Here is a 26,430-nt window from a genome sequence, read left to right as displayed (position 1 = left end):
ATGACCAATCCAGCCGAAAAACCTCTAGCCAATCTGCTGGAGAATGTCGCGCACCTTGTCCAGGGCCGGGTCGATGTCCAGGGTTTCGATCGCGCCGAAGCCGATGATCAGGCCCGGGCGTACCGGCGTGTCGTGAAAAAACACGTCGAGCGGGTACAGGCCCACGTCGACCTGGCGTGCCAGCTGCATCAACAACGCAATATTCACCGGCACCTTGCACAGGGCCGCCATATGAAAGCCGGCCACGGTGGGCACCGCTTCGAACCACGGCGCCAGGTCGCCCGCCAGGCGCTGCAGGATGCGCTCGCGACGCCCGGCATACACGCTGTGGCAGCGGCGAATATGCTTGAGCAGATAGCCTTCGCTGATGAACTTGGCCAACGCCCATTGCGGCAAGGTGGAGCTGTGTTGATCGGTCAATTGCTTGGCCTTGAGCACCGCGCCATAAAGGGCTGGCGGCAGTACCGCATAGCCCAGGCGCAACTCCGGCAGCAGGGTTTTGGAGAAGGTGCCGACGTAAGTCACCACGCCTCGGGTGTCCATGTTTTGCAGGGAGTCGGTGGGACGGCCTTCGTAACGGAATTCGCTGTCGTAGTCGTCTTCGATAACCATCGCCCCCAGCTCGAACGCACGGGCCAGCAAGGCTTCGCGGCGTGCCTGGCTCATGGGCATGCCGAGGGGGAACTGGTGGGACGGTGTCACATAGATCAGCCGCGCACCGTCGGGGATCCGCTCGACCTGAATGCCCTGATCGTCGACGGGCACCCCGATGACGTTTGCCCCCATCGCCATGAACAACTGGCGCGCCGGGGTGTAGCCGGGGTCTTCCATGGCGACGATGCTGCCCGGCTCCAGCACGACGCGGGCGATCAGGTCGAGAGCCTGCTGCGCGCCGTTGGTGACCACGATGTCGTCGGCGCTGCATTTGACCCCACGGGAAAACGCAATGTGCCCGGCGATGGCGCTGCGCAACGCCGGCAGGCCTTCGGTCTGGCTGTAGAGGCCACTGTTCTGGGCAATACGGCGCAGGGCGTCCTGGGTGCAGCGTCGCCATTCGTCCTGGGGGAATTGGTGGCGGCTGGTGGCGCCGCCGAGGAATTCGTAGCGCAGGGCACTGTCGCGCGTGGGGTGATGCATGGGCGAGGGCAGTGCCTGCCACTTCGCCAGGTTGGCGGCGCAGGCCAGGTCGGTGGCGGTTTGCAGGCGTTCGGTCGACGGGGTGCGGCTGTTGACGAACGTGCCGCGTCCGATCTTGCCCACCAGCAGGCCTTCGTAGGTCAGGGTGGCGTAGGTGTCGGACACGGTCTTGCGTGACACGCCCAGTTGCGCGGCCAGCAGGCGGCTGGGCGGCAGTTGCGCCCCGGCGGCCAGGCGGCCGGAGTCGATGGCTTCGCGCAGTTGCTGGTAAAGCTGTTCGGCCAGGTCCTTGCGGCCGTTGATGATCACGTGCAGTTCCATGTTTTTCCTGAGGGGCTGAGTCGGTCCAAGACTACTCGCTGGCGACGTTTGCTCCAAAGGGGCTGTATGACAACGCGATAAAAAAAGTGGGAGCGGGCCTGCTCCCACCTGGGGATTGTGCTGCTTATGTGGTCAGGACAGGAAACCACCGTCCACGTTCAGCGACACCCCGGTGGTGTAGCTGGATGCATCGCTGGCCAGGTACAGCACTGCGCCGGCCATCTCGCTCGGGTCCGCTACGCGCTTGAGCGGGATCTGCGCCAGGGCCATTTTCAGGATCGCGTCGTTCTTCACCAGCGCCGAGGCGAACTTGGTGTCGGTCAGGCCCGGCAGCAGGGCGTTGCAGCGGATGCCGAATTCGGCGCACTCCTTGGCGAACACCTTGGTCATGTTGATCACCGCGGCCTTGGTCACCGAGTAGATGCCCTGGAACACGCCCGGCGAGATGCCGTTGATCGAGGCCACGTTGATGATGCTGCCGCCGCCGTTTTCGCGCATCAGCTTGCCGGCTTCTACCGACATGAAGAAGTAGCCGCGAATATTCACATCCACGGTTTTCTGGAAGGCGCCCAGGTCGGTGTCCAGCACGTTGCAGAATTGCGGGTTGGTCGCGGCGTTGTTGACCAGAATGTCCAGGCGGCCGAACTGCTCGCGGATGCCGGCGAAGACCTGGCTGATCTGCTCCATTTCACCGATATGGCAGGCAACCGCAGTGGCCTTGCCGCCGTCGGCGATGATCGCATCCGCTACGTGCTGGCAGCCTTCCAGCTTACGGCTGGACACGATCACGTGGGCGCCTTGCTGGGCCAGCAACTTGGCGATGGCCTCACCGATGCCACGGCTGGCGCCGGAGACAAAAGCGATCTTGCCGTCGAGGTCGAACAGGTTGGTCTTGGACATGGGGGTTCCTTGTGGGTCTTGGCTCGGTCGATCAGAGGGCGGATTTGCCGATGACATTCAGGCTCATCTGCTCCAGCAGCTTGTTCATCTGAATGAACTGCGCAAAGCGTTTGTCCTGGGTCTGTCCATGGAAAAAACGGTAGTAGATCTGCTGCACGATGCCGGCCAGGCGGAACAGGCCGTAGGTGTAGTAGAAGTCGAAATTGTCGATCTCAAGGCCGGCGCGCTCGGCGTAATAGTCGACGAACTGGCGACGCGTGAGCATGCCCGGCGCGTTGCTCGGCTGGCGGCGCATCAGTTGCACGGGCGCCGGGTCGGCGGCTTCGATCCAGTAGGCGAGGGTGTTGCCCAGGTCCATCAGCGGGTCGCCGAGGGTGGTCAGCTCCCAGTCCAGCACGCCGATGATCTGCATCGGGTTGTGCGGGTCGAGGATCACGTTGTCGAAGCGGTAGTCGTTATGCACGATGCTGGAGGTGGGATGGTCGGCCGGCATCTTGTCGTTGAGCCAGGCGCGCACGGCCTCCCAGCGAGGTGCGTCGGGGGTCAGGGCTTTTTCGTAGCGGTCGCTCCAGCCGCGGATCTGGCGTTCCACGTACCCCTCGGGCTTGCCCAGGTCGGCCAGGCCGCAGGCGTTGTAGTCCACTTGGTGCAGTTCGACGAACTTGTCGATAAAGCTTTTGCACAGCGCTTCGGTCCTGCTCGCGTCCAGGCCCAGTTCGGCCGGCAGGTCGGAGCGCAGGATGATGCCGTTGACGCGCTCCATCACATAGAACTCGGCGCCGATCACCGATTCATCGGTGCAATGCACGTAGGCCTTGGGGCAGTAGGGAAAGCCGTCTTTCAGTTGATTGAGAATGCGGAACTCGCGGCCCATGTCATGGGCGGATTTGGCCTTGTGCCCGAACGGCGGGCGGCGCAGCACGAATTCCTGGCCCGGGTATTCCAGCAGGTAGGTCAGGTTGGACGCGCCGCCGGGGAACTGGCTGATCTTGAGCGTGCCGCTCAGGCCCGGGATATGGGCCTTGAGGTAGGGATCGATCAGGCTGGCATCAAGTTCTTCGCCTGGGCGGATCTGGGTCGATTGGTCGTTCAGCGCCATGCTTATCCCTTCTGCTTATTCTAAAGGCCTCGGACTATTGGCTAATCTAATGCGCCCAGCCGCCCGGCCACAAGGTCGGGGCGGCTTAATAGGTTCGCGTGTTGGATGATGATCAGCGTGCCTGATCGGTCATTTTTCGGGCGGGGGCAAGGCGACCGGCGTCAGCACCGGCCGGCCGGCGAAGTACTCCAGCAGGTTGTCGGCCACCCGTTGCACCGTATCGTGCGCGGCTTCCGGCGACAGCCCGGCCACATGGGAGGTCAGCACGGTATTGCTCAGGCGCTTGAGGGCATCGGGCACCTTGGGCTCGTCGTCGAACACATCCAGTGCCGCGCCGCCGATACGGCGCTGTTCCAGGGCGGCGACCAGGTCGGCGGTCACCACCACGCTGCCACGGCCGATATTCACCAGGTAGCCGTTCGGCCCCAATGCATCCAGGGCATGCCGATCGATCAAGTGGCGCGTGCCCGGGCCGCCGGGCGTGGCCAGGATCAGGAAGTCCGAGGTGTGTGCCAGCTCCACGGCGGTCGAGCAATAGATGTAGTCCACGTCATCGCGGGGCTGGCGGTTGTGGTAACTCACCTGCATGCCGAACCCGAGGGCGGCGCGCTTGGCGATCTCCAGGCCCACCGCGCCGAGGCCGAGAATCCCCAGTTGCTTGCCGCCCAGGGAAGGGCGCATCACTTTGGGCCACTCGCCGTGGCGCACTGCCGCGTCCGTTTGCGGAATGCCGCGCACCAATGACAGCAGCAAGGCCATGGCGTGGTCCGCCACCGAAGGCGCGTTCACCCCGGCGCCGTTGGTCACCACGATCCCGCGGTTGCTTGCCGCCTGCAGGTCGACATGCTCATAGCCGGCACCGATCACGCAGATGATCTCCAGCAATGGCAGCAAGGCGATTTCTTCGGCATACAGGCCCAATGGGCCACGCGTCAGTACGGCCTTGATCTGCCCGCCGTGGGCCTTGATGGCCTGGGCGCGTTCGGCGGGCGTCGGTGCCAGGATCACATGAAAGTCATTGCTTTCGATGATGGGCAGGTATTCGTTGATGGTTTCGACCAGGACCAGAACAGTGGTTGTCATCGGACGGCTCTTCCTGAAGGTTTTGAGAGCAAGAGTATGCGGGATTTGTCAGCAAAATCGCTTTGCCGTGGCAGAAAAATCGTCGTAGGGCCGAGCTTGCAGGTGTTGAGGGCGACGCGCGCCCAGCAAGCTCGTGCCTACGGTATTTGCGTTGTCAGAAACTGATCGCGGCGGCGCTCACGCGTTGCACAAACGCCCCGGCCAACGTGGCATTGTGATGTTCGATGATCGCCGCCGCCGACAGCGTTGCAGTGTCCATGCAGGTGTGGCCGTCTTCGGGCAGTATCACCGAGAACCCCAGTTCGACTGCGACGCGGCAAGTGGTATCGATGCAGAACTGGGTTTTCATCCCGACAATCACCAGCTCATTGAGCTGCATCGCGCGCAGTCGCTGTGCCAGATCGGTGCCGAGGAAACAACTGGGCCGGGTTTTGTTGAAGAACTGGTCACGCGCCTCATCGACATCCAGCTCATGCCACACCTGCCAATACGGGCTGCCCGCGGCAATCGCGGAACCCGCCGGGCCTGTGTGGCGGGCGACGAAGATCGGTGCGCCGGCGTGGCGTGCGCGCCCGATCAGTTGGTTGATGGTCTGCAGCACCCGTTCGCGTTCGAAGGGGTGGTCCGGGCCAGCGTACAGGCCGGTTTGCATATCGATGATCAGCAGGGCGTCAGCCATGGTGTTGCTCCTTTCGCGTGCCGGATGGCGGCGCAATAAAAAAGGCCCCGTCCATTGCTGGCGGGGCCTTGGGTTGAATCCGTGAGGTGTCTAGTTCAAGCACCCACAGCAACCGCACGACCCGCCGGAAGCGGTCGTGGTGGTGGTGCGGGTGAGGTGCTGCTGAAAAAGGTTCATGATCGATCATGCTGGGGCATAAGTTTGGCTGTCAAGCGTCGCAGGCAACTTCTTATAAGGCGTGACGATGTTTCGGGCATCCACAAGGGACTCGTCTGACACGCGACTACCCAGGGGGCTCTTCACGCCAAACGCGCAAAAAAATAGCCGACAACCTCGTCCTTGAGCCTCTGCACCGCTTAACCATTCCTCAGCTAAGCCTTTGCTTATTTAAAAGAATCCCGGACAATCGCGCCCCTGTTATAGCCGGGGCGCTGCCTGTCAGGTTTTTCTGACTCGTGCCGGCTGTGGAAATGCGGAGATCCGACTGGATGAATGATCAGGCCAATAGCGTCGACGAACGCTATGTCACGACACCTGTAATCCTTACAAGCTGGAGCCGTCAGGACACCACCTGGATGCTTGGCTTGTTTGGCACGGCGATTGGTGCCGGCACTTTGTTTCTACCTATCAACGCCGGCCTCGGCGGCTTCTGGCCGCTGGTGATCCTGGCGCTGCTGGCCTTCCCGATGACGTTCTTTGCCCACCGTGGCCTGACGCGTTTCGTGCTGTCCGGCCGTGAAGGTTCCGACATCACCGACGTGGTCGAAGAGCACTTCGGCGTCAAGGCCGGCGCGCTGATCACCTTGCTGTACTTCCTGGCGATTTTCCCGATCCTGCTGATCTACAGCGTCGCGCTGACCAATACCGTCGGCAGCTTCATGGAGCACCAGTTGCACATCATGCCGCCGCCACGGGTGATCCTGGCGTTTGTGCTGATCCTCGGCCTGCTGGCCGTGGTGCGTTGCGGTGAGCAGGCGATCGTCAAGGCCATGAGCCTGATGGTGTACCCGTTCATCGTCGCCTTGCTGTTCCTGGCGGTGTACCTGATCCCGCACTGGAACGGCGGCATTCTCAGCACCGCCAACGTGGTCCCGGCGCCTTCGGCGTTGCTCAACACCTTGTGGCTGGCGATTCCGGTGATGGTGTTCTCGTTCAACCATTCGCCGATCATCTCGGCCTTTGCGGTGGACCAGAAGCGTCAGTATGGCGCGCATGCCGATGAGCGCAGTTCGCAGATCCTGTCGCGCGCGCACCTGTTGATGGTGGCGATGGTGCTGTTCTTCGTGTTCAGTTGCGTGCTGACCCTGTCGCCGGCGCAACTGGCTGAAGCGAAAGCACAGAACCTGTCGATCCTGTCGTACCTGGCCAACCACTTCGACAACCGGACCATCGCCTTCGCCGCGCCGCTGATTGCGTTCGTGGCGATTGCCAAGTCGTTCCTGGGCCATTACATCGGCGCCAGTGAAGGCCTCAAGGGCCTGGTCGCGAAAACCGGCCGGCGTCCGGCACCGAAGACCCTGGACCGCATGACCGCCGCCTTCATGTTGGTGGTGTGCTGGATCGTCGCCACGCTCAATCCGAGCATCCTTGGCATGATCGAGACATTGGGCGGGCCGATCATTGCGTCGATCCTGTTCCTGATGCCGATGTACGCGATCCGCAAGGTGCCGGCGATGGCCAAGTACCGCGGGCAGGCGTCCAACGTGTTTGTCACGGCGGTCGGCCTGGTGGCGATTACTGCGCTGATTTACTCGCTGCTCTCCTGACCGCACGCTGCACCGAACAGGGCCGATTCGCACGCGTGGCGAGTCGGCCTTTTTTTCGCTCGGAAAACCTGACACGGCGCAACCGCCGCACGGCAATGGGCGCTAAGCTGGAACACATTTTTAGCCAGGATGGATGGGGCCGATTGAACACTGAAACCGATACGCCCGTTGTCGCTGCGTCGAAGCGAACCCAGGACATAATTGCCGGCTTATCGATTGCCGGTTTGCTGTTGCCGGAGGCGGTGGCCTATTCCAGCATTGCCGCGCTCCCGCCCCAGGCCGGTGTGATTGCCTTGTTTGCCGGGCTGGTGTGCTACGGCCTGTTCGGCACCAGTCGTTTCGCGATCGTCTCGGCGACTTCGTCGTCGGCAGCGGTGTTGGCGGCGGCAACGGCCAGCCTGGCGGGGGATGACCCGGCGCTGAGGCTGTCCCTGGCCTTCGGGCTGGTGCTGATCATTGGCGTGTTTTTTCTGCTGGCCGGGCTGTTCAAACTCGGTGGCGTCACTTCGTTTATCGCCAAGCCAGTGTTGCGTGGGTTTGCCTTCGGCCTGGCGTTGACCATCATCCTCAAGCAACTGGCCAGTGTGGTGGGCGTCCAACTGACCGATAACAACCTGATCCGCTTCCTGCCGCAGTTGCTGGAGCAGTTGCCGCACTGGAACTGGCCCGCCGCGCTGGTGGCTGCGGTGGCCTTGCTGGTGTTGTGGTTATGCGCCCGCGTTCCGCGCCTGCCCGGCGGGCTGGTGGTGATCGTGCTCGGCGTTATTGCCGGCCAGGGCCTGAACCTGCAGGCCCATGGCGTCGCGCTGATCGGCCTGATCGACCTGCGCCTGGAGCTGGGGCATTTGCCGGTACTGCCGTTTGCCGATTGGCTGCGCCTGGGCGAGTTGGCGTTTGCGTTGGTCATGATTTTGTACGCAGAGTCCTACGGGTCCATCAGTTCGTTCGCTCTCAAGCACGGCGACCGGGTGTCGTCCAACCGCGACTTGCTGGCGCTGGGCGCGGCCAACGTGGTGTCTGGGTTGTTCCACGGCATGCCGACGGGCGCCGGGTATTCGGCGACCTCGGCGAATGAGGCGGCTGGCGCCTATTCGCGTTTGGCGGGGATCGTCGCGGCGCTGGTGATCCTGGCGATTGTGTTGACGGTGCTGCCGTATGTTGCGCTCACGCCGGAGCCGGTGTTGGCGGCGGTGGTCATCTATGCCCTGGGCCGGGGTTTGAGCCTGCAGCCCCTGGGGCGTTACTTCCTGTGGCGACGCGACCGTTTGCTGGTGGTGTGTGCGGTGGCGGCGGTGCTGGTGCTCGGCGTGCTGGATGGTTTGTTGTTGTCGGTCGGGATCAGCGTGGTGTTGATGTTGCGCCAGATGTCGGCGGCGGATATCCAGGTGCTTGGGCGCCTGGGCGACACTCATGATTTCGTGGACCGTCAACACCATGCCGATGCGCTGACCGTTCCCGGCGTGTTGATCATACGGCCAAGCGAGGCGCTGTTTTTTGCGAATGCCGAGCGCATCCTCGGCGCCGCTCTGCGCCTGATGCGTCAGTCATCCGCGCAGACGGTGGTGTTGAGCCTGGAAGAATCCCCCGACCTCGACGGCACCAGCGTCGAAGCGCTGGCCGCTTTTTTTGCCCAGGTGCGCGGGGAGGGCAAGCAACTGGTGCTGGCACGGGTGCGCCATGACGCCCATGAAGTCTTGCAGGCGCTGCCGGAGGCCCAGGCGCCCGAGGTGTTGCTCAGCGGCTTGAGCGTCGATGGTGCGGTGCAACTGGCGTTGCACAGCCATCCCCAGGCATAAAAAAACGCCGCGTATCTTGCGATACGCGGCGTCCTTTACATCAACACACCCTTAGGCTTGCAGCACCGGGATGTTGGCGTTTGCAGCGCTTTCACGGAACTCGGCGATCTGATCGAAACTCAGGTAGCGATACACATCGCTGGCCATGGTGTTGATCTTCGCGGCGTATTCCATGTACTCCTCGACGGTCGGCAGGCGACCCAGGATCGAAGCCACCGACGCCAGCTCGGCCGAAGCCAGGTAGACGTTGGCGCCATCGCCCAGACGGTTCGGGAAGTTACGGGTCGAAGTCGACACGACGGTCGAATTCGGTTCTACACGTGCCTGGTTACCCATGCACAGCGAGCAGCCCGGCATTTCCATGCGCGCGCCAGCCTTGCCGTAGATGCCGTAGTAGCCTTCTTCGGTCAGTTGGTGAGCGTCCATCTTGGTCGGCGGCGACAGCCACAGACGGGTTGGCAGCTGACCCTTGACCTGATCCAGCAGTTTACCGGCAGCGCGGAAGTGACCGATGTTGGTCATGCACGAACCGATGAACACTTCGTCGATCTTCTCGCCAGCAACGCTGGACAGCAGACGGGCGTCGTCCGGGTCGTTTGGCGCGCAGAGCACAGGCTCCTTGATGTCGGCCAGGTCGATCTCGATGATTTCGGCGTATTCCGCGTCGGCATCGGCCACCATCAGCTCCGGGTTGGCAACCCAGGCTTCCATCGCTTGGGCGCGACGTTCCAGGGTACGTGCATCGCCGTAGCCTTCGCCGATCATCCAGCGCAGCAGGGTGATGTTGGAGTTCAGGTACTCGGTGATCGACTCTTTCGACAGCTTGATGGTGCAACCGGCAGCCGAACGTTCAGCCGAGGCGTCGGACAGCTCGAAGGCTTGTTCGATGCTCAGGTTGTCCAGGCCTTCGATTTCCAGGATGCGGCCGGAGAAGGCGTTCTTCTTGCCTTTCTTCTCTACGGTCAGCAGGCCAGCCTGGATCGCGTAGTAAGGAATGGCATGAACCAGGTCACGCAGGGTGATGCCAGGTTGCATTTTGCCTTTGAAGCGCACCAGGATCGATTCCGGCATGTCCAGTGGCATCACGCCAGTGGCTGCGGCGAACGCTACCAGGCCGGAACCGGCCGGGAACGAAATGCCCATCGGGAAACGGGTGTGGGAGTCACCACCGGTGCCGACGGTGTCCGGCAGCAGCATGCGGTTCAGCCAGCTGTGGATGATGCCGTCGCCTGGGCGCAGCGACACGCCGCCACGGGTCATGATGAAGTCAGGCAGGGTGTGGTGGGTGGTCACGTCGATCGGCTTAGGATACGCCGCGGTGTGGCAGAAAGACTGCATCACCAGATCGGTCGAGAAGCCCAGGCACGCCAGGTCTTTCAGTTCGTCACGGGTCATAGGACCGGTGGTGTCCTGGGAACCCACGGTGGTCATCTTAGGCTCGCAGTAGGTGCCTGGACGAACGCCAGTCACGCCGCATGCCTTGCCGACCATCTTCTGCGCCAGGGTGAAACCCTTGGTGCTTTCGGCCGGAGCTTCCGGCTTCTTGAACAGGTCGGACGGTGGCAGACCCAGTTCGGCACGCGCCTTCTCGGTCAGGCCGCGGCCGATGATCAGCGGGATACGGCCGCCGGCACGGACTTCGTCCAACAGCACCGGGGTCTTCATTTCGAAGGTGGTCAGGACTTCATCGGTACCGTGCTTGCAGACTTTGCCAGCATGCGGGTACAGGTCGATCACGTCGCCCATGTTCATGTTGGTGACGTCGAATTCGATCGGCAGTGCGCCAGCATCTTCCATGGTGTTGTAGAAGATCGGAGCGATCTTGCTGCCGAAGCAGAAGCCGCCAGCACGCTTGTTCGGCACGTAAGGAACGTCGTCGCCGAAGAACCACAGTACGGAGTTGGTTGCCGATTTACGCGACGAACCGGTACCGACCACGTCACCGACGTAGGCGATCGGGAAGCCTTGGCCGCGCATTTCTTCGATCTGCTTCATCGGGCCGGTCTTGCCTTGCTCGTCCGGCACGATGCCGTCGCGAGCCATTTTCAGCATGGCCAGGGCGTGCAGCGGGATGTCAGGGCGGGACCAGGCGTCCGGCGCAGGCGACAGGTCGTCGGTGTTGGTTTCGCCGGAGACCTTGAATACGCGCAGGCTGATCTTGTCGGCCAGGGTCGGACGGTTCTTGAACCACTCGCCGTCGGCCCAGGACTGGATCACGGCCTTGGCGTGTGCGTTGCCGGCCTTGGCTTTTTCAGCCACGTCGTGGAACGCATCGAACATCAGCAGGGTGTGCTTGAGTTGAGCGGCGGCAACAGGCGCCAGTTCGGCGTTGTCGAGCAGCTCGACCAGGGTCACGATGTTGTAGCCGCCTTGCATGGTGCCAAGCAGTTCAACGGCGCGTTTCTTGTCGATCAGGGGAGAAGTGGCTTCGCCCTTGGCCAGGGCAGACAGGAAACCGGCTTTGACGTAGGCAGCTTCGTCAACGCCTGGTGGAATGCGGTTGGTGATCAGGTCAACGAGGAATTCTTCTTCGCCAGCCGGGGGATTTTTCAGCAGCTCGACCAGGCCTGCGGTTTGTTCGGCATTAAGCGGCTGGGGAACAATACCCAGGGCTGCACGCTCTTCGATATGTTTGCGGTAGGCTTCAAGCACAGTTATTACCCTCATCAGTGGTCCCACGGGACGCTCATCCAGAAATGAACGGCACGCATGCGCTCGGGGGCTTTTTGGGCCGCAAAGCCAGCGCTGCCGACATTCCTCACAGAAGCTGCTTTCAAAGTTTTACGCCTGCAGAACGGAGCTGATGAGGGTTGGCGCTGGCTTGACCTGCCGGGTCATTGACCATCGCCAACACCGTTCTGAAGGAACGACTGTGCTCGTGACGCTTTGAAAACAGCTTCCAGCGGATTATTGGCGCCTTATAAGGCCGGATGATTCTACGGCAAAAAAATTCTAAACGTAAGTTGCCAAGCCAAGTTTGCTGGGTGATCAACCTTAGACAAAGGGCTAACATGGCGCCCTGTTTCGCTGATTTGCGTGTTGCCGCCCATGTCCAACCAAGCCATCAAGACCCCCTGCGTAGGCCTGTGCTCCACGGTTTACGGTGACCTCGTGTGTCGCGGCTGCAAGCGTTTCCACCACGAAGTGATCCAGTGGAACGGCTATAACGAAGAAGAAAAACGTGCGGTGTGGCTGCGGCTCGAGCAACTGTTGGTGCAGGTCATGGCCGGCAAGCTGGAGGTTTTCGACCCCAAGACTCTGCGCAGCCAGCTGGAGCAACGCAAGATCCGCTTTGTGCCGCACCAGTCCGAGTACTGCTGGGCCTACCAGTTGATCGCCCGCGGGGCACGGGTGATTTCCAACCTGGAGGCCTATGGCATGGTGCTGCTGCCGGAGTTCCGCGAGTGGAACCTGCCGCAGCTGCGCGATGCCATCGACCGTGAGTTTTTCATCCTGTCCGAGGCGCACTACCAGCGCTATATCGCGCCGGGGTTTCTCAAGGATGTGTTGGGCGCCTGACGATCAGGCTTTGTTGGCCAGCTTTTCCAGTTGATCCGTCAGTGCCTGGGGCTTGAGCACCAGCACATCGCTTTCCAGCGCATCGAGCACCACTTCCGCCGTATTGCCGATCAGCGCGCCGGTCAGCCCGGTGCGCGCCACGGTGCCGATGATCGTCACTGCGGCTTTCAAGGTGTAGGCGGCATGGGGAATCAGCACATCCGCCGGGCCTTCTTCGATATGCAGGTGGGCGTCGTCGATATCGAACGTGGCCTGGAATGCCTTGCACTGCTCGCGATAACGCGCCTCGATGGTTTCCTTGAGCTGAAACACCGGGTCGCCGGCCGAGAGCATTGGCGATAGATGGGCGCTGATGACATGCAGTGACGCCTTGGCCAGGCTGGCGATGTCGAAGCCGTAGTCGATGATCATGTGGTGCAGCGCACGATGCTCGGTGTCGGTATTGCCTACATCGATGGCGGCGAGAATGACGCCGTCGTTCCATGGCGTTGCTGTCTTGACCAGCAGCACCGGCACCGGGCAGTAGCGCAACAGCTTCCAGTCGGCCGGGGTCAGGAGCGCCTTTTTCAGCGGGCTGTCGGGGTAGTGCTGCTTGATCACCAGGCCACAGCCTTCGGCCTGCTGCACCTCGATGATGGTTTCATGCAGGCTGGTATTCCACGCCTGTTCGGTGGTGACGCTGTAGCCGTCTTCGGTCAGGCCGGACTTGAGCAGGCTCAACAGCGCCGAATGCTCATGTTTCTTGTCGCACACCAGCAGGTGCAGGCGCGCGCCGGTAGTCCCGGCGATCAGTTTGGCGCGTTTGAGGGCCAGGCTTTCCGAATGCTCGGGCTCAAGGACCACCAGGATGCTGCGGATGGCTTGCATGATCGGGACTCTCCAGAAAGGGGGCGTTGAACAACTATAGTTGCTGCCCGCCAGACGTCATGTTGATGCACATCAAGGCCAGCGGCTGGTGGTCTGCGGCGCGGTCGGTATAATCGGCGACCTTTTGTGATCCTTTGCCCGTGAGCCCGATGAACCTGCCCGAAATCCACGAATTCCTCGGTTGCCCCACCCCTGACGCCTGGGTCCAGGCCGCGTTGGCCGATCAGGAAACCCTGCTGATCGACCACAAGAACTGCGAATTCAAGGCCGCCAGCACTGCCTTGAGCCTGATCGCTAAGTATCACAGCCATGTCGACTTGATCAATATGATGTCGCGCCTGGCCCGGGAAGAGCTGGTCCATCACGAACAGGTCATGCGCCTGATGAAGAAGCGCAAGGTCGCGCTGCGTCAGTTGCACGCCGGGCGTTATGCCTCGGGCTTGCGCAAGGTGGTGCGCAGCCACGAGCCGGTCAAACTGGTGGACACCCTGGTGGTCGGCGCCTTTATCGAGGCGCGCAGTTGCGAGCGTTTCGAGGCGCTGGTGCCACATTTGGACGAAGAACTCGGCAAGTTCTACTTCGGCCTGCTCAAAAGCGAGGCGCGGCACTACCAGGGTTACTTGAAACTGGCTTATCAGTATGGCGAGGCCAAGGATATTGCCCAGGTGATCGAGCGGGTGAGGGCGGCCGAGCAGGAACTGATCGAGTCCCCCGACGTCGAGTTCCGCTTTCACAGTGGCGTGCCAGCCTGAGGCGACGGCTGCGCATACAACGCTCGGTGACGGCGTTAAAAATTGCAGGCTATTTGTTAAAAACTCTTAAAAGCATGAAGCTTCATCGCGTGTGGCCGGCCAAGCGCTGCCGGCGGGCAACTTGCCACCTATAATGCGCGCACTTCAATCCGCGTTGTGCACTGAGAACTTATGGAAAACCTGGGGCTGGGCAAGGTATTGCTCGTTGAGGACGATGAGAAGCTGGCAGGGCTGATCGCGCACTTTCTGGCACAGCACGGTTTTGAGGTACGGGCGGTGCATCGCGGTGATGCGGCCTTGGCGGCCTTTCTTGACTTCAAGCCCAAGATTGTCGTGCTCGACCTGATGCTGCCGGGCCAGAGCGGCTTGCATGTGTGTCGCGCGATTCGCGCGGTGTCCGACACGCCGATCGTGATCCTCACCGCCAAGGAAGACGACCTGGACCACATTCTCGGCCTGGAGTCCGGCGCCGACGACTATGTGATCAAACCGATCAAACCGCCGGTGCTGCTGGCCCGCCTGCGAGCGTTGCAACGGCGCCAGGCGCCGGAGCCGACGGTGCGCGGCGCCATCGAGTTCGGGCGCCTGGTCATTGACCGCAGTTGTCGGGTGGTCAGCCTGGGCGGCGAGAAGATCGACCTCACCACCATGGAGTTCGAACTGTTGTGGTTGCTGGCCAGCAGCGCCGGCAAGATCCTCTCGCGCGATGACATCCTCAACCGCATGCGTGGCATCGCCTTTGATGGCCTGAACCGCAGCGTCGACGTGTACATCAGCAAACTGCGCGGCAAGCTCAACGATAACCCCCGTGAGCCGGTGTGCATCAAGACTATCTGGGGCAAGGGTTATCTGTTCAATCCGTTTGCGTGGGAGGTCTAGATGCTGCGCCTGTTTCTACGCCTGTATGTGATTCTGGCCCTGGGCCTGGCGGGAGCGATCTGGCTGGTCAACTACACGTTCGACGAGTTGCTGCCCGAAACCGACGAAACCTATAGCCGCGAGGCCGTGCGCGGCCCGGCCTATGGCCTGGTCGAACAACTGCGGCCGCATGTCGGCGAAGCGCGGCAAGCCCGCTTGGCCGAATTGCAACCCCATTACGGGCTGCACCTGAAGCTGGTTGAAAGCGAAGCCCTGGGGCTGTCCGAGCGTGAAAAAAAGCTGCTGGACGACGGCTTGCTGGTGGTGCGCGGGGACTTCAAGGAGTTCCTCTCCCGCATCGACAGTGGCATGCAGTTGCTGGAAATCAAACTGCCGGAAGAACCCAAATGGATGTACATGTGGGTCTACGGCTTTCTCGGACTGTGCCTGGCTATCGTGCTGTATTTTTGGGTGCGCCCGCATTGGCGCGACCTGGAACATATCCGCCTGGCCGCCCAGCGCTTCGGCGATAACGACCTCGGCTCACGCATCCTGTTGCCGCGTCGCTCCACCGTGCGCGAACTGGCCGGGCACTTCAACCAGATGGCCGAACGCATCGAGAGCCTGATCGCCAACCAGCGTGAGTTGACCAACGCGGTCTCCCACGAACTGCGCACGCCCATCGCGCGCCTGTCGTTCGAGCTCGACCAGCTCAAACAACAGGCCGATCCCCGGCAGAGCCTCGCACTGATCACCGACATGTATGCCGACCTTGGCGAGTTGGAGGAAATGGTCTCTGAATTGTTGACCTACGCCAGCCTGGAGCGCGGCGCCACCCAGGTCACGCAGGAAAATATCGAGGCCCACAGCTGGCTCGACAGTGTGATCGGCAGCGTGGCCCTGGAGGCCGAGGCGGAAGGCGTGCAGTTGTCCTTGCGTACCTGTGAAGTCGACGTTATCCAGATCGAACCGCGCTTCATGGCGCGTGCGGTGATCAACCTGCTGCGCAACGCCATTCGTTACGCCGACCGCCGCGTGGAAGTGTCGCTGGTCAAGTTCGGCAGTGGTTATGAAGTGCGGGTCTGCGATGACGGCCCCGGCATCCCCGAGGAAGGCCGGGCGAAGATCTTCCAGCCGTTCATCCGCCTCGACGCCAGCCGCGACCGCCGCACCGGCGGCTTCGGCCTCGGCCTGGCGCTGGTGCAGCGGGTTTGCCAATGGCATGGCGGGCAGGTCCAGGTAGTCGATTCGGAGTGGGGTGGGGCGTCGTTTCGGATGAGTTGGGCGTATACCGAATAAGGCTTTTTGGGCGGAGATCAGGTACGGGAGGGCGATTGCAAAAAGCCGCAGACTGCTGTGCCGACAGTCACACCGCCCAAGTCATAGCTGGCACTCACGCCCAATTGCGTGCGCGATTTGATTTTTCCCAGGGCCTTGTCGGCGCCCTCAACAGGCACACTGAGCTGATGGACAGGCAAAGGTGTTTCGAGCGCATAAGCAGGTGCATCCATGGTTAGAAAATCAAGGGCTTATGGGGCGACTGCGTGCGTTTGAAGGCGTAGCCCGAGGCGCTGAGGCCGTTGACCTGGCGGCTGACGGTGTCGCCCAGGCCATAGCCGTTGCCGGCAAGCACGGCATGGGCGTGGTCCACGGGCAGCAGGATGTAATCGGTCAGCGGCTTGTCGTGCAGTTGGCCGCGAATCACCAGGAAGCCTTCTTCCAGGCGCACGCTGATGCCGCTGAGTGGCGCGTCGGGTTCGTGGGTGCTGAGCACTTGATAGGTGCCGACGGTGTCGGCCCAGGCCAGTGGCAGGGGCAGCGGGTCGATGCGTTCGCCCACGGCCACCCGCTGGCCGTGACTGCGCGCGGTGAGTATCTGCCGGCCTTGCACCGTCACCACGTCCAGTTGCACGCGGCCCAGCCCGCCGAGATCCTTGAGCCAGAACCCCAGGACTTTTTGCTGCGCGCGCAACCAGCCGTCTTCATCGCGCAGCAGTTCGAAGGTGTATCCGGCCAACTCGCCGGACAATCGCGTAGGGGTATCCCTGATCCGGAATACGCCCCAGGCCGTGGCGTAGAACCCGGCCAGGCGCTTACGGTCGATGGCGGCGGGCACCTGGCGCAACTTACCCCCGTGCTTGGGCGCCTGGCAGGCGTCGGCGCATACCGGCGCGCCGGTTTGCGCCTGGAGCATCAGGCGCAGGGTGTCGGTGCTCAGCGCGACCACCATGTCTTCGGCGTTGCTGTCGTTGGCCATGATGATCACTGCCAACTGCTGGTCCGGCAGCACCGTCACCTGCGCGGCAAAATCGTCGCCCCCGCCGCTGTGCTGGAACGTGCGTATGCCGGGGCTGACCGGCTTGTCGCCACAGGGCGAGAGAAACCAGCCCAGGCCCATCTGGCAATCGAAGTCCAGCACGTTGCCGATATTTTGTTGGGTAAACATCTGCTCGATGGAAGCGCGGTCCATTACGCGGGTGTCGTTGTAGAGGCCTTGGGCGAACAGCATCTGTACGTAGCGGCTGAGGTCCTTGGGGCTGGTCCACAAGCCGCTGGCGGCGAGGTCGCGCACCTGGGCATCGGTGCTCGCGCTGCCGTCCTGATAGCCGAGCGCGCGGTGGGGCATGTGCGCGCTGACGCCGACAAAACTCGATTGGTTCATCTTCAACGGCTTGAACAGGCTGTTTTGCAACTGGGTCTCGAATGCCTTGCCGCTACTGCGTTCGATAGCCGCACCCACCAGCGCATAGCCGAGATTCGAGTAGGCCACCTGCGAACCCGGCGGGGTGCTCAGCCACACGCCCGACATACGCATTGGCATCTGGCCCATGGCGAAGGTGTTGCGCAGGCCGCGCAGGTGTTCGCTGGGCAAGCCCGACTGATGACTGAGCAAGCGGCGCAGGGTGATGGCGCGGTCGGCGTCGGCCTGGTCGTCATGGAAGCGCGAGCGCACATAGAACTCGCGCAAGGTTTGCTGGATCGGTGCGTCAAGGGCCAGTTGCTGTTGTTCCACCAGTTGCAGCGCGGCGGTGGCGGTGAGGAGCTTGGAGATCGCGCCGGCGCGAAATGCCGTATTCGGCGTCACCGGTACGCCCCGGGCCTTGTCGGCCACGCCGAAACCACTGGCCCAGATCAACTCTTGGCCATTGACCAGGGCGATGGACAGCCCGGGCACCTGCTCCCGGGCCATCTCCCACGGAATGCGGGTTTGTAGATAGCGAATGATCGCGTTGTAGTCGCCGTTGGGGATCGGCGGCGGGGCAGGCGGTTGACCATGGCAACCGATACTGCCGAGCAGGCAGCCCAGCAGCGGAATACCGCGCAATGTGCGAAACATGAAGAGCACCCGGATGGTTGTTTGGATGCTCGAATGCTAGGGAAGGGCTGTCCGACAATCTTTGCAAGCTTTGTCGGAAAACTGTCAAAGACTGTTAACGCGCCAACCCCAACCGCTCATGCCACTGCGCAATCGATTCTTCCGGGTATTCATCGAACTGCAGGTCGCCCTTGCGCACGCTGACTTCGACCCAGGGCGCCTTGGAACCGAGCATCAGGTGCGTGTGCTGCGGCGGCACCGGCAACGGTGTGTCGATGGCCGAGGCAAACGGATGGATCAACTCCGGCCATTGCGGGCTGAACAGCCATAGCGCGCTGCCGCATTGTGAACAGAAATGCCGCTCGGCGCTGCTGGCATGGGCGCGGCTGGCGCCTTCGGGCTTGAGCCTGGCGTGGTAGATCGAGATCAGCTTGCGCCCGCGCACTTTCAGGCTGTTGCTGTCGCCCGCGAGGTTGATCGCGTAACCGCCGCCGCCCTGGGTCTTGCGGCAAATCGAGCAATAGCAGCGTTGGTAAGGGTAGGGGTGGGCGCTGGTCAGGCTGAACGTCACAGCACCGCAATGGCAGGAACCTTCGAGTTGCATGGGCAGTCTCCTCTGGCAAGGTGACTCTGGAGTCTAGGCGCTTTGCGGCATCAAGGTCGCGATCAGGGCACGAATGGTCCCCGGCAGCGCTTCCAGCTCGCGCACCAGGATACTGCGTTCGCGAATCGCCCACGGCTCATCCAGTTTCACCGCCACCAACTGCATGGTCCGGCTGTGCCGCACGGCGGCGGATTCCGGGATGATGCCAATGCCTACGCCCGCCTCGACCATCCGGCAGATCGCCTCGAAACTCGACATTTGGATGCGCAGCGACAACTGCTTGCCGACCCGCTCGACGTGCTCGCGCAGGAAGCTCAGCAAGGTGCTGCCTTCGTGCAGGCCGATATGCTGGTAGGCGAGGGTCTGTTCCAGCGTCACCGAGGGTTGGTCCGCCAAGGGGTGGCCCACGGGCACCATCAATACCAGTTTATCGGTGCTGAAGTGCAGCACCTGCAGGCCCGCGGCCTCCACGGGGCCGGCGATGATGCCCATGTCGCTGGTGCCATCGAGCACGCCGCGCACGATGTCGCGGGACAGGCGCTCCTGCAGGTCGACAGTGACACCGGGCCGCTGGGAGAGGAAACCGGCCAACACTTCGGGAAGAAACTCAGTGACCGCCGTGGTGTTGGCGAAGATGCGGATATGCCCGGCGGAGTCGACGCCGTATTGGGTGAACTCACTTTTCAGGTAGTCCACCTGGCGCATGATCAGCCGCGCATGGTGCAGCAGCCGCTCGCCTGCCGGGGTGATCTCCACGCCGCGGCTGTCGCGGTACAACAGACGTGTTTCCAACTGGCCTTCCAGGGCCTTGATGCGCGCACTCGCAGCCGCCGGCGAGAGGAAGGCGCGCTTGGCACCCTGGGTCAGGCTGGGTGATTCGGCGATATGGATAAACAGGCGCAGGTCGGCGAGATCGAAGTGCATGGCGGCTCCGGGGTGGACAGGGCTGTTCGGTGCAACGGCGGTGCGGGGCTTGCCTGCGCTGACAGTGTGCCGGCGATGAAAATGCCAACCAACCGAAGCAAGCCCGTTGCCCATCAATGCGTGGCGTTCAGCATAGCCGAACGCTGGCTTATTGAAATGCAAATTCTCAGAACGGTCGGGCGCTTGCATGATCCGGGGCACACATTCACAGCCCGAGGACCTGCACCCGATGAGCGCCACTGATTGGATCGGCCGAAGCGAAACTGCCCACGACCACCTGAGCCACAACCTGCTCACACGCATCGCCGCGACATTCGGCGAGCCCGTGCCCGAACACGGCGCGGCGGTGCCGCCGTTGTGGCAATGGTGTTTCTTCCAGGACCCGCTGCCGGAATCGGCCCTGGGCACCGACGGCCACCCGGCCCGTGGCGGCTTCCTGCCGCCGGCGGATAACCGCAATCGCATGTGGGCCGGTGGGCGTCTCGAGTTCCTGCATCCGCTGCGTGCGGGCGAGGCGGCCAGCCGTGTGTCGACCATCACCCAGGTCGAAGAAAAGACCGGCCGCACCGGTGCGTTGCTGTTTGTCACCGTGCGCCATGACTACACCCAGGACGGCCGCCTGGCGATCCGCGAAGAACAAGACATCGTCTACCGCGAACCGACCCCACCCAAGCCGGGCAACGGCGCTGCGCTGGCGGCGGGTGAGTGGTGCGAAGCGATCGAGCCGACGCCGACCCTGCTGTTCCGCTACAGCGCTGTGACTTTCAACGGCCACCGCATTCACTACGACTATCCCTACGTCACCGGCACGGAAGGCTATTCGGGCCTGGTGGTGCATGGGCCGTTGATCGCCACGTTGAGCCTGCGCGCCTTTTGTCGGGCCCATCCCCGCGCCACGGTGCGCCGTTTCGACTATCGCGGCGTGCGCCCGCTGATCGCTGCGCAACCGTTTGAAGTCGCCGGGCGTATCAGCCAAGCCGGCGTGGCAGAGCTGTGGGCCGGTAATCACGATGGCTTGGCCCAGCAGGCCCGTGTGCATTTCGAATAACACCAGAACAACAGGCGGAGAGCCGTTAATGAACCCGAATGACAATGAAGCACTCAATGCCATCCGCGCAGGCGTGCGCGCTTTGTGCGCCGAATTCGATGCGACGTACTGGCGTCGGATCGACGAAGAAAAAGCGTTCCCCGATGCCTTCGTCAAGGCCTTGACCGCCGCCGGCTGGCTGTCGGCGATGATCCCGGAAGAGTACGGCGGCTCCGGCCTCGGCCTGGCTGAAGCGTCGGTGATCCTTGAAGAGGTCAACCGTTGCGGCGGTAACTCCGGCACCGTCCACGGCCAGATGTACAACATGTTCACCCTGCTGCGCCACGGTAGCGCCGCGCAAAAACGCTTCTACCTGCCCAAGCTGGCCGGCGGCGAATTGCGACTGCAATCGATGGGCGTCACCGAGCCCAGCACCGGCACCGACACCACCAGGATCAAGACCACCGCGATCAAGCGCGGCGATAAGTACGTGATCAACGGCCAGAAAGTCTGGATCTCGCGGGTGCAGCATTCCGACCTGATGATCCTGCTGGCGCGCACCACGCCGCTGGCCGACGTGAAGAAAAAGTCCGAAGGCATGTCGATCTTCCTCGTGGACCTGCGCGAGGCGATCGGCAACGGCCTGACCGTGCAACCCATCGCCAACATGGTCAACCACGAAACCAACGAGCTGTTCTTCGACAACCTCGAACTGCCTCTGGACAGCCTGATCGGCGAAGAGGGCAAGGGCTTCAAGTACATCCTCGACGGCCTGAATGCCGAGCGCACCCTGATCGCCGCCGAGTGCATCGGCGATGGCCGCTGGTTTATCGAAAAGGCCAGCGCCTATGCCCGCGACCGTGTGGTGTTCGGCCGGCCCATCGGGCAGAACCAGGGCGTGCAGTTTCCGATTGCCGAAGCGCATATCGAAATCGAAGCGGCCGACCTGATGCGCTGGCGTGCCTGCGAGGAATACGACCGTGGCGCGCCTGCCGGGGCCAGCGCGAACATGGCCAAGTACCTGGCGGCCAAGGCGTCCTGGGAGGCGGCCAATGCGTGCCTGCAAACCCACGGCGGCTTTGGTTTTGCCTGCGAGTACGACGTGGAGCGCAAATTCCGCGAGACCCGCCTGTACCAGGTGGCGCCGATCTCCACCAACCTGATCCTGTCCTACGTGGCCGAGCACTTGCTCGAGCTGCCACGCAGTTTCTGAGCGCCTGAACATGAGCCATACCCAAGCCCTGTGTCGGTTCCTCGCCGAATTGACCTATGCGCAGTTGCCCGAACCGGTGCTGGCGCGCACCGAAGACCTTTTTCTCGATTGGCTGGCGTCGGCGCTCGCCAGCCAGGGCGCGCACCCGATCCCGCTGTTTGAACGCTACGCGCAGAAAATGGGGCCGAGCAGCGGCCCGGCGCAGGTGATCGTCAATGGCCGCAGCAGCAGCGCGTATTTCGCCGCGTTGGTCAACGGCGCCTCGTCGCACCTGGTGGAGCAGGATGACCTGCACAACAGCTCGGTGCTGCACCCGGCGACGGTGGTCTTTCCCGCAGCCCTGGCGGCGGCCCAGGACCTCGGCAAATCCGGCCGCGAACTGCTGCTGGCCGCGGTGGCCGGTTATGAAGCCGGAATTCGCATCGGCGAATTCATGGGCCGCTCCCACTACCGCATCTTCCACACCACCGCGACCGTCGGCACCTTGGCGGCGGCGGTGGCCGTGGGCAAATTGCTGGGGTTCGATCAGGAGCAATTCATCAACCTGCTCGGCAGCGCCGGCACCCAGGCTGCCGGGCTGTGGGAGTTTTTGCGCGATGCCGCCGACTCCAAGCAATTGCACACGGCCAAGGCGGCGGCGGATGGCTTGCTCGCCGCGTACCTGACGGCGGACGGGCTGACCGGCGCGCGCAATATCCTCGAAGGCGACCAGGGCCTGGCGGCCGGGATGTCCAGCGATGCCGAACCGCACAAGCTGTCCGCCGACCTCGGCCGGCGCTGGGCGCTGCTGGAAACCTCGTTCAAGGTCCATGCCTCGTGTCGCCACACCCATCCTGCCGCCGATGCGCTGCTGCAGTTGATGCAGCGTGAAGGCCTCGATGCCGCCGCGATCGCCAAGGTGCAGACCCGCGTGCATCAGGGCGCCATCGATGTGCTGGGGCGCGTCACTACGCCGGCCAGCGTTCACCAGGCCAAGTTTTCCATGGGCACCGTGCTGGGCCTGATCGCCGTGCATGGCAAGGCCGGGCTGGTTGAGTTCCACACGTTGGCACTGAGCGATCCCGCCGTCTCGGCCTTTCGCGACAAGGTCAGCATGACCCTTGATCGCGAAGTCGACGACGCCTATCCGCAGCGTTGGCTGGGCCGCGTCACCGTCACCACCGAGGATGGCCGCACGCTGCACGGCGCTATCGACGAGCCCAAGGGCGACCCCGGCAACAGCCTGAGCCGCGCCGAGCTGGCGGATAAATTCCAGCGCCTCAGCCAGTTCAGCGGCGCACGCACCCCGGCCGAGGCCGACGCGTTGATCGCCAAGGTCTGGCAGCTGCGCAACACCCCGTGCATGGCCCATTGGCTTTGAGGAATCGTCATGACTGCTAATCAACGACCGCTGGACGGTATCACCGTTGTCAGCCTGGAACATGCGATCGCCGCACCCTTTTGCACACGCCAATTGGCCGATCTCGGCGCGCGTGTGATCAAGATCGAACGCCCCGGCAGCGGTGACTTCGCCCGTGGCTATGACGAACGCGTGCGCGGCCTGGCGTCGCATTTCGTGTGGACCAACCGCTCCAAGGAAAGCCTGACCCTGGACCTCAAGCAAGACGCGGCGGGCGCCATTCTCGACAGCTTGCTCGCCGACGCCGATGTACTGGTGCAGAACCTCGCACCCGGTGCGGCGGCGCGCATGGGCCTGTCGTTCGAGACGCTGCATGCGCGCTTCCCGCGCTTGATCGTCTGCGATATTTCCGGCTATGGCGAAGGCGGGCCCTACGCGCAAAAGAAGGCTTATGACCTGTTGATCCAGAGCGAGGGCGGCTTTCTGTCGGTGACCGGCGGGCCCGCTGACGACCAGATGGCCAAGGCCGGTTGCTCCATCGCCGACATCGCCGCCGGCATGTACGCCTACAGCGGCATCCTCTCGGCGCTGTTGTTGCGCGGCAAGACCGGCGAGGGCAGCCGTATCGACGTGAGCATGCTGGAAAGCCTGGTGGAGTGGATGGGCTACCCGATGTACTACGCCTTCGACGGAGCACCGCCACCGCCGCGTGCCGGAGCGGCGCATTCGACGATTTATCCCTACGGACCGTTTCCCACCGGCGACGGCGGTACGGTGATGCTCGGCTTGCAGAACGAGCGCGAATGGGCGGCGTTCTGCGACAAGGTGCTGCTCACCCCGGCGTTGGCCACGGACGAGCGCTTCTGCGCCAACTTCAAGCGCTCGGCCAACCGCGAGGCGCTGCGCCGGATCATCGTCGACAGCTTCGCCCGACTCGACGCCGAGGCCGTCATCCAGCGCCTGGAACATGCGCAGATCGCCAGTGCCCGCGTCAACGATATGCACGGCGTGTGGGACCACCCGCAACTCAAGGCACGTGACAGCTGGCGCGAAGTCGCGAGCCCGGCCGGTCCGCTGCCAGCGCTGTTGCCGCCAGCGCGTAATACGGCATTCAGCCCGCGCATGGATGCGGTGCCTGCGTTAGGCCAGCACAGCCAGGGCATTCTCGATCAGCTCGGTTATTCGGGCGAAACCATCGACGACCTGCGCGCGCGCGGCGTTATCTGACAAGGAGTGTGATGATGCCAACGCCTGTAGTCCGTTCAGCCCTGTTCGTTCCCGGCAGCCGCCCGGAGCGGTTTTCCAAAGCGCTGGCCAGCGGTGCCGACGCGGTGATTGTGGATTTTGAAGACGCGGTGGAAGAGCCGCTCAAGCGGCAGGCGCGGGAGAACCTTGGCGCGTTTTTGCGCGCCCACCCCGACGCCCGGGTGTGGGTGCGGATCAACGCGCCAGAGCACGCCGAACACGCTGACGATGTGGCGTTCTGCAGCGCCCATGCAAACGTGGCGGGCGTGCTGCTGCCGAAAGTCGAAAGTGCCGCCCAGGTCGCGGTGGTGGCCGCCGCCGGCAAACGGATCTGGCCGATTATCGAAAGCGCCAAGGGCCTGCTGGCGGTGGCCGCGATTGCCCATGCGCGGCAGGTGGAGCGCCTGTCGTTCGGCGGCCTGGACCTGGCGCTCGACTTGAATCTGAGCAGCCCTTCGCCAGCGGCTGACTTTGCCCTGGACCAGGCGCGCCTGGCGCTGATCGTGCATTCCCGCGCCGCCGGCCTGGTGGCCCCGCTGGACGGCGTCCACCCGGCCATCGACGACCCCGAAGGCCTGCGCCGCTCGATCCGGCATGCCTATGAAATGGGTTTTGCCGGCGCGCTGTGCATCCATCCCCGGCAGGTGGCGGTGATCCATGCGGCCTTGGCTCCGAGCGCCGCAGACTTGGCCTGGGCCAAGCGCGTGGTGGCGGGCGGAGCCCACGGGGCCGGCGCGTATCAGATCGATGGGCAGATGGTGGATGCCCCGGTTCTGTTGCGCGCACAACGGCTGCTCGCCGCCCGGCGCTGACGGGCGCAGCCGAAGCCAGAGGCGAGAGAGGATCTGCATTTTCGTTCAGGTTGGCGTTCATCTAAGCCGAACGCAGGTATCAAAAACTCGAAATTCACTACACGCGCCATATCAGGCACCTTGCCCTACAACACAACAATAAGAAGGTGATTTCCCATGCTCAAGCTCTCCCGGGCGCTGTTCTGCGCCGCCACCTTGTTCGTCGCGGGCCTGGCCCAGGCGGCGGACCCGATTGTGATCAAGTTCGCCCATGTGGTTGCCGAAAACACGCCCAAAGGCCAGGGCGCATTGCTGTTCAAGAAACTTGCCGAAGAACGCCTGCCGGGCGTGGTCAAGGTCGAGGTGTACCCGAACTCGTCGCTGTTCGGCGATGGCAAGGAAATGGAAGCGCTGCTGTTGGGCGATGTGCAGATGCTCGCGCCGTCCCTGGCCAAGTTCGAGCAATACACCAGACAGGTGCAGATCTATGACCTGCCGTTCCTGTTCAACGACCTGGCCGCCGTCGACCGCTTCCAGGCCGCCCAAGGCAAGCAGTTACTGACCTCGATGCAGAACAAGAACATCCTCGGCCTGGCCTATTGGCACAACGGTCTCAAGCAGTTGTCGGCCAACAAAGCCCTGCACGAACCCAAGGACGCCCGTGGCCTGAAGTTCCGCGTGCAAGCCTCCAGCGTGCTTGAAGAACAGTTCAAGGCGATCCGCGCCAACCCGCGCAAGATGAGCTTTGCCGAGGTCTACCAGGGCTTGCAGACCGGTACGGTCAACGGCACCGAAAACACCTGGTCGAACTATGAAAGCCAGAAGGTCAACGAGGTGCAGAAGTACTTCACCGAGTCCAACCATGGCCTGATCGACTACATGGTGATCACCAACGCGAAGTTCTGGAACGGCCTGCCAGCGGATGTGCGCAGCACCCTGGAGCAGATCATGGCCGAGGTCACCGTTGAGGTGAACAAGCAGGCCGAGGCGCTGAACCAGTCGGCCAAACAGAAGATCGTCGACGCCAAGACCAGCGAAATCATCGAACTGACCCCCGCGCAACGCCAGCAATGGCGCGAAGCCATGCGCCCGGTCTGGCAGATGTTCGAAGGCGAGATCGGGGCTGACCTGATCAAGGCGGCGGATGCGTCCAACCTGTAATGCCGGGGCATACCGAGATCCCTCCCACAGGTT

23 protein-coding genes are annotated in these 26,430 nt (G+C 62.9%); 12 read left to right on the top strand and 11 right to left on the bottom strand.

The features are described from left to right. Positions 1-24: 24 nt before the first annotated feature. The 5 genes from INT12_RS17985 to INT12_RS17965 all read right to left on the bottom strand — a co-directional run bounded on the left by INT12_RS17985 (position 25) and on the right by INT12_RS17965 (position 5,219). A complete protein-coding gene (locus tag INT12_RS17985) occupies positions 25-1,458 on the bottom strand; it encodes a PLP-dependent aminotransferase family protein (protein WP_193040646.1) in 1,434 nt (477 codons plus the stop codon). 132 nt (positions 1,459-1,590) lie between these two features. Next, positions 1,591-2,358, bottom strand: a complete 768-nt coding sequence (locus INT12_RS17980) for an SDR family oxidoreductase (protein WP_017846474.1) — start codon at positions 2,356-2,358, stop codon at positions 1,591-1,593. 31 nt (positions 2,359-2,389) lie between these two features. Beyond that, positions 2,390-3,457: a phosphotransferase family protein gene (locus INT12_RS17975; RefSeq protein WP_046383649.1), complete on the bottom strand. Its 1,068-nt coding sequence runs from the start codon at positions 3,455-3,457 to the stop codon at positions 2,390-2,392. Between the two features lie 129 nt (positions 3,458-3,586). Next, positions 3,587-4,540: a 2-hydroxyacid dehydrogenase gene (locus tag INT12_RS17970; protein WP_193040647.1), complete on the bottom strand. Its 954-nt coding sequence runs from the start codon at positions 4,538-4,540 to the stop codon at positions 3,587-3,589. 154 nt (positions 4,541-4,694) lie between these two features. Continuing rightward, a complete protein-coding gene (locus tag INT12_RS17965; RefSeq protein ID WP_104903313.1) occupies positions 4,695-5,219 on the bottom strand; it encodes a cysteine hydrolase family protein in 525 nt (174 codons plus the stop codon). A gap of 488 nt (positions 5,220-5,707) precedes the next feature. Here INT12_RS17965 and INT12_RS17960 point away from each other — a divergent pair, with 488 nt between their 5' ends. Together INT12_RS17960 and INT12_RS17955 are read left to right on the top strand one after the other, a co-directional pair. After that, positions 5,708-6,985 carry a serine/threonine transporter gene (locus tag INT12_RS17960; protein ID WP_193040648.1) on the top strand — a complete coding sequence of 426 codons (1,278 nt, stop codon included), beginning with the start codon at positions 5,708-5,710 and terminating at the stop codon, positions 6,983-6,985. 143 nt (positions 6,986-7,128) lie between these two features. Then, positions 7,129-8,781, top strand: coding sequence for a SulP family inorganic anion transporter (locus INT12_RS17955; RefSeq protein ID WP_193058958.1), 1,653 nt, complete (start codon positions 7,129-7,131; stop codon positions 8,779-8,781). A gap of 51 nt (positions 8,782-8,832) precedes the next feature. On the opposite strand, the gene acnB is transcribed toward INT12_RS17955, so the two are convergent. Then, a complete protein-coding gene (gene acnB / locus INT12_RS17950; RefSeq protein WP_017846468.1) occupies positions 8,833-11,433 on the bottom strand; it encodes a bifunctional aconitate hydratase 2/2-methylisocitrate dehydratase in 2,601 nt (866 codons plus the stop codon). Between the two features lie 396 nt (positions 11,434-11,829). Between acnB and INT12_RS17945 the strand changes: the two genes are divergently transcribed. Then, entirely contained in the window at positions 11,830-12,300 is a 471-nt protein-coding gene (locus tag INT12_RS17945; protein ID WP_017846467.1) for a DUF1289 domain-containing protein, read from the top strand. A 3-nt stretch (positions 12,301-12,303) separates the two neighbouring features. Here INT12_RS17945 and INT12_RS17940 read toward each other — a convergent pair whose 3' ends face one another. Continuing rightward, entirely contained in the window at positions 12,304-13,167 is an 864-nt protein-coding gene (locus INT12_RS17940) for a universal stress protein (protein WP_193058957.1), read from the bottom strand. Between the two features lie 149 nt (positions 13,168-13,316). Between INT12_RS17940 and INT12_RS17935 the strand changes: the two genes are divergently transcribed. The 3 genes from INT12_RS17935 to INT12_RS17925 all read left to right on the top strand — a co-directional run bounded on the left by INT12_RS17935 (position 13,317) and on the right by INT12_RS17925 (position 16,076). After that, positions 13,317-13,919: a tRNA-(ms[2]io[6]A)-hydroxylase gene (locus tag INT12_RS17935; RefSeq protein ID WP_017846465.1), complete on the top strand. Its 603-nt coding sequence runs from the start codon at positions 13,317-13,319 to the stop codon at positions 13,917-13,919. 171 nt (positions 13,920-14,090) lie between these two features. Continuing rightward, positions 14,091-14,798, top strand: a complete 708-nt coding sequence (locus INT12_RS17930) for a winged helix-turn-helix domain-containing protein (protein WP_017846464.1) — start codon at positions 14,091-14,093, stop codon at positions 14,796-14,798. After that, positions 14,799-16,076, top strand: a complete 1,278-nt coding sequence (locus tag INT12_RS17925; RefSeq protein WP_017846463.1) for an ATP-binding protein — start codon at positions 14,799-14,801, stop codon at positions 16,074-16,076. A 17-nt stretch (positions 16,077-16,093) separates the two neighbouring features. Here the strand turns inward: INT12_RS17925 and INT12_RS17920 are convergent, their stop codons facing one another. From INT12_RS17920 to INT12_RS17905, 4 genes are all read right to left on the bottom strand, one after another. Continuing rightward, positions 16,094-16,288, bottom strand: a complete 195-nt coding sequence (locus tag INT12_RS17920; RefSeq protein ID WP_186357318.1) for a hypothetical protein — start codon at positions 16,286-16,288, stop codon at positions 16,094-16,096. Positions 16,289-16,290: 2 nt separating this feature from the next. Then, on the bottom strand, positions 16,291-18,114 hold the full coding sequence (locus tag INT12_RS17915; protein WP_193040280.1) for a serine hydrolase domain-containing protein: 1,824 nt from the start codon (positions 18,112-18,114) through the stop codon (positions 16,291-16,293). Positions 18,115-18,208: 94 nt separating this feature from the next. Further along, on the bottom strand, positions 18,209-18,697 hold the full coding sequence (locus INT12_RS17910) for a GFA family protein (RefSeq protein ID WP_104903310.1): 489 nt from the start codon (positions 18,695-18,697) through the stop codon (positions 18,209-18,211). A gap of 33 nt (positions 18,698-18,730) precedes the next feature. Beyond that, positions 18,731-19,621, bottom strand: coding sequence for a LysR family transcriptional regulator (locus INT12_RS17905; RefSeq protein WP_046490979.1), 891 nt, complete (start codon positions 19,619-19,621; stop codon positions 18,731-18,733). A 229-nt stretch (positions 19,622-19,850) separates the two neighbouring features. Between INT12_RS17905 and INT12_RS17900 the strand changes: the two genes are divergently transcribed. From INT12_RS17900 to INT12_RS17875, 6 genes are all read left to right on the top strand, one after another. Next, complete coding sequence (locus INT12_RS17900; protein WP_046490981.1) at positions 19,851-20,669, top strand: MaoC family dehydratase N-terminal domain-containing protein; 819 nt, start codon at positions 19,851-19,853, stop codon at positions 20,667-20,669. A gap of 28 nt (positions 20,670-20,697) precedes the next feature. Further along, positions 20,698-21,861, top strand: coding sequence for an acyl-CoA dehydrogenase family protein (locus INT12_RS17895; protein WP_193040279.1), 1,164 nt, complete (start codon positions 20,698-20,700; stop codon positions 21,859-21,861). Positions 21,862-21,871: 10 nt separating this feature from the next. Then, positions 21,872-23,221, top strand: a complete 1,350-nt coding sequence (locus tag INT12_RS17890) for an MmgE/PrpD family protein (RefSeq protein ID WP_193058956.1) — start codon at positions 21,872-21,874, stop codon at positions 23,219-23,221. Positions 23,222-23,230: 9 nt separating this feature from the next. After that, positions 23,231-24,427 carry a CaiB/BaiF CoA transferase family protein gene (locus INT12_RS17885; protein WP_193040278.1) on the top strand — a complete coding sequence of 399 codons (1,197 nt, stop codon included), beginning with the start codon at positions 23,231-23,233 and terminating at the stop codon, positions 24,425-24,427. Between the two features lie 14 nt (positions 24,428-24,441). After that, positions 24,442-25,257 carry an HpcH/HpaI aldolase/citrate lyase family protein gene (locus INT12_RS17880; protein WP_193040277.1) on the top strand — a complete coding sequence of 272 codons (816 nt, stop codon included), beginning with the start codon at positions 24,442-24,444 and terminating at the stop codon, positions 25,255-25,257. Positions 25,258-25,413: 156 nt separating this feature from the next. After that, positions 25,414-26,397 (top strand): TRAP transporter substrate-binding protein, encoded by a 984-nt coding sequence (locus tag INT12_RS17875; RefSeq protein WP_017846454.1) that lies wholly within the window; start codon positions 25,414-25,416, stop codon positions 26,395-26,397. Positions 26,398-26,430 lie beyond the last annotated feature (33 nt).

Origin of the sequence: Pseudomonas sp. K8, assembly GCF_014889455.1 — a bacterium.
In the GTDB taxonomy this organism is placed as follows: Bacteria; Pseudomonadota; Gammaproteobacteria; order Pseudomonadales; family Pseudomonadaceae; genus Aquipseudomonas; species Aquipseudomonas veronii.
Note: the sequence above shows the minus strand (reverse complement) of the source record. Positions and strands in the feature narration are given on the sequence as shown.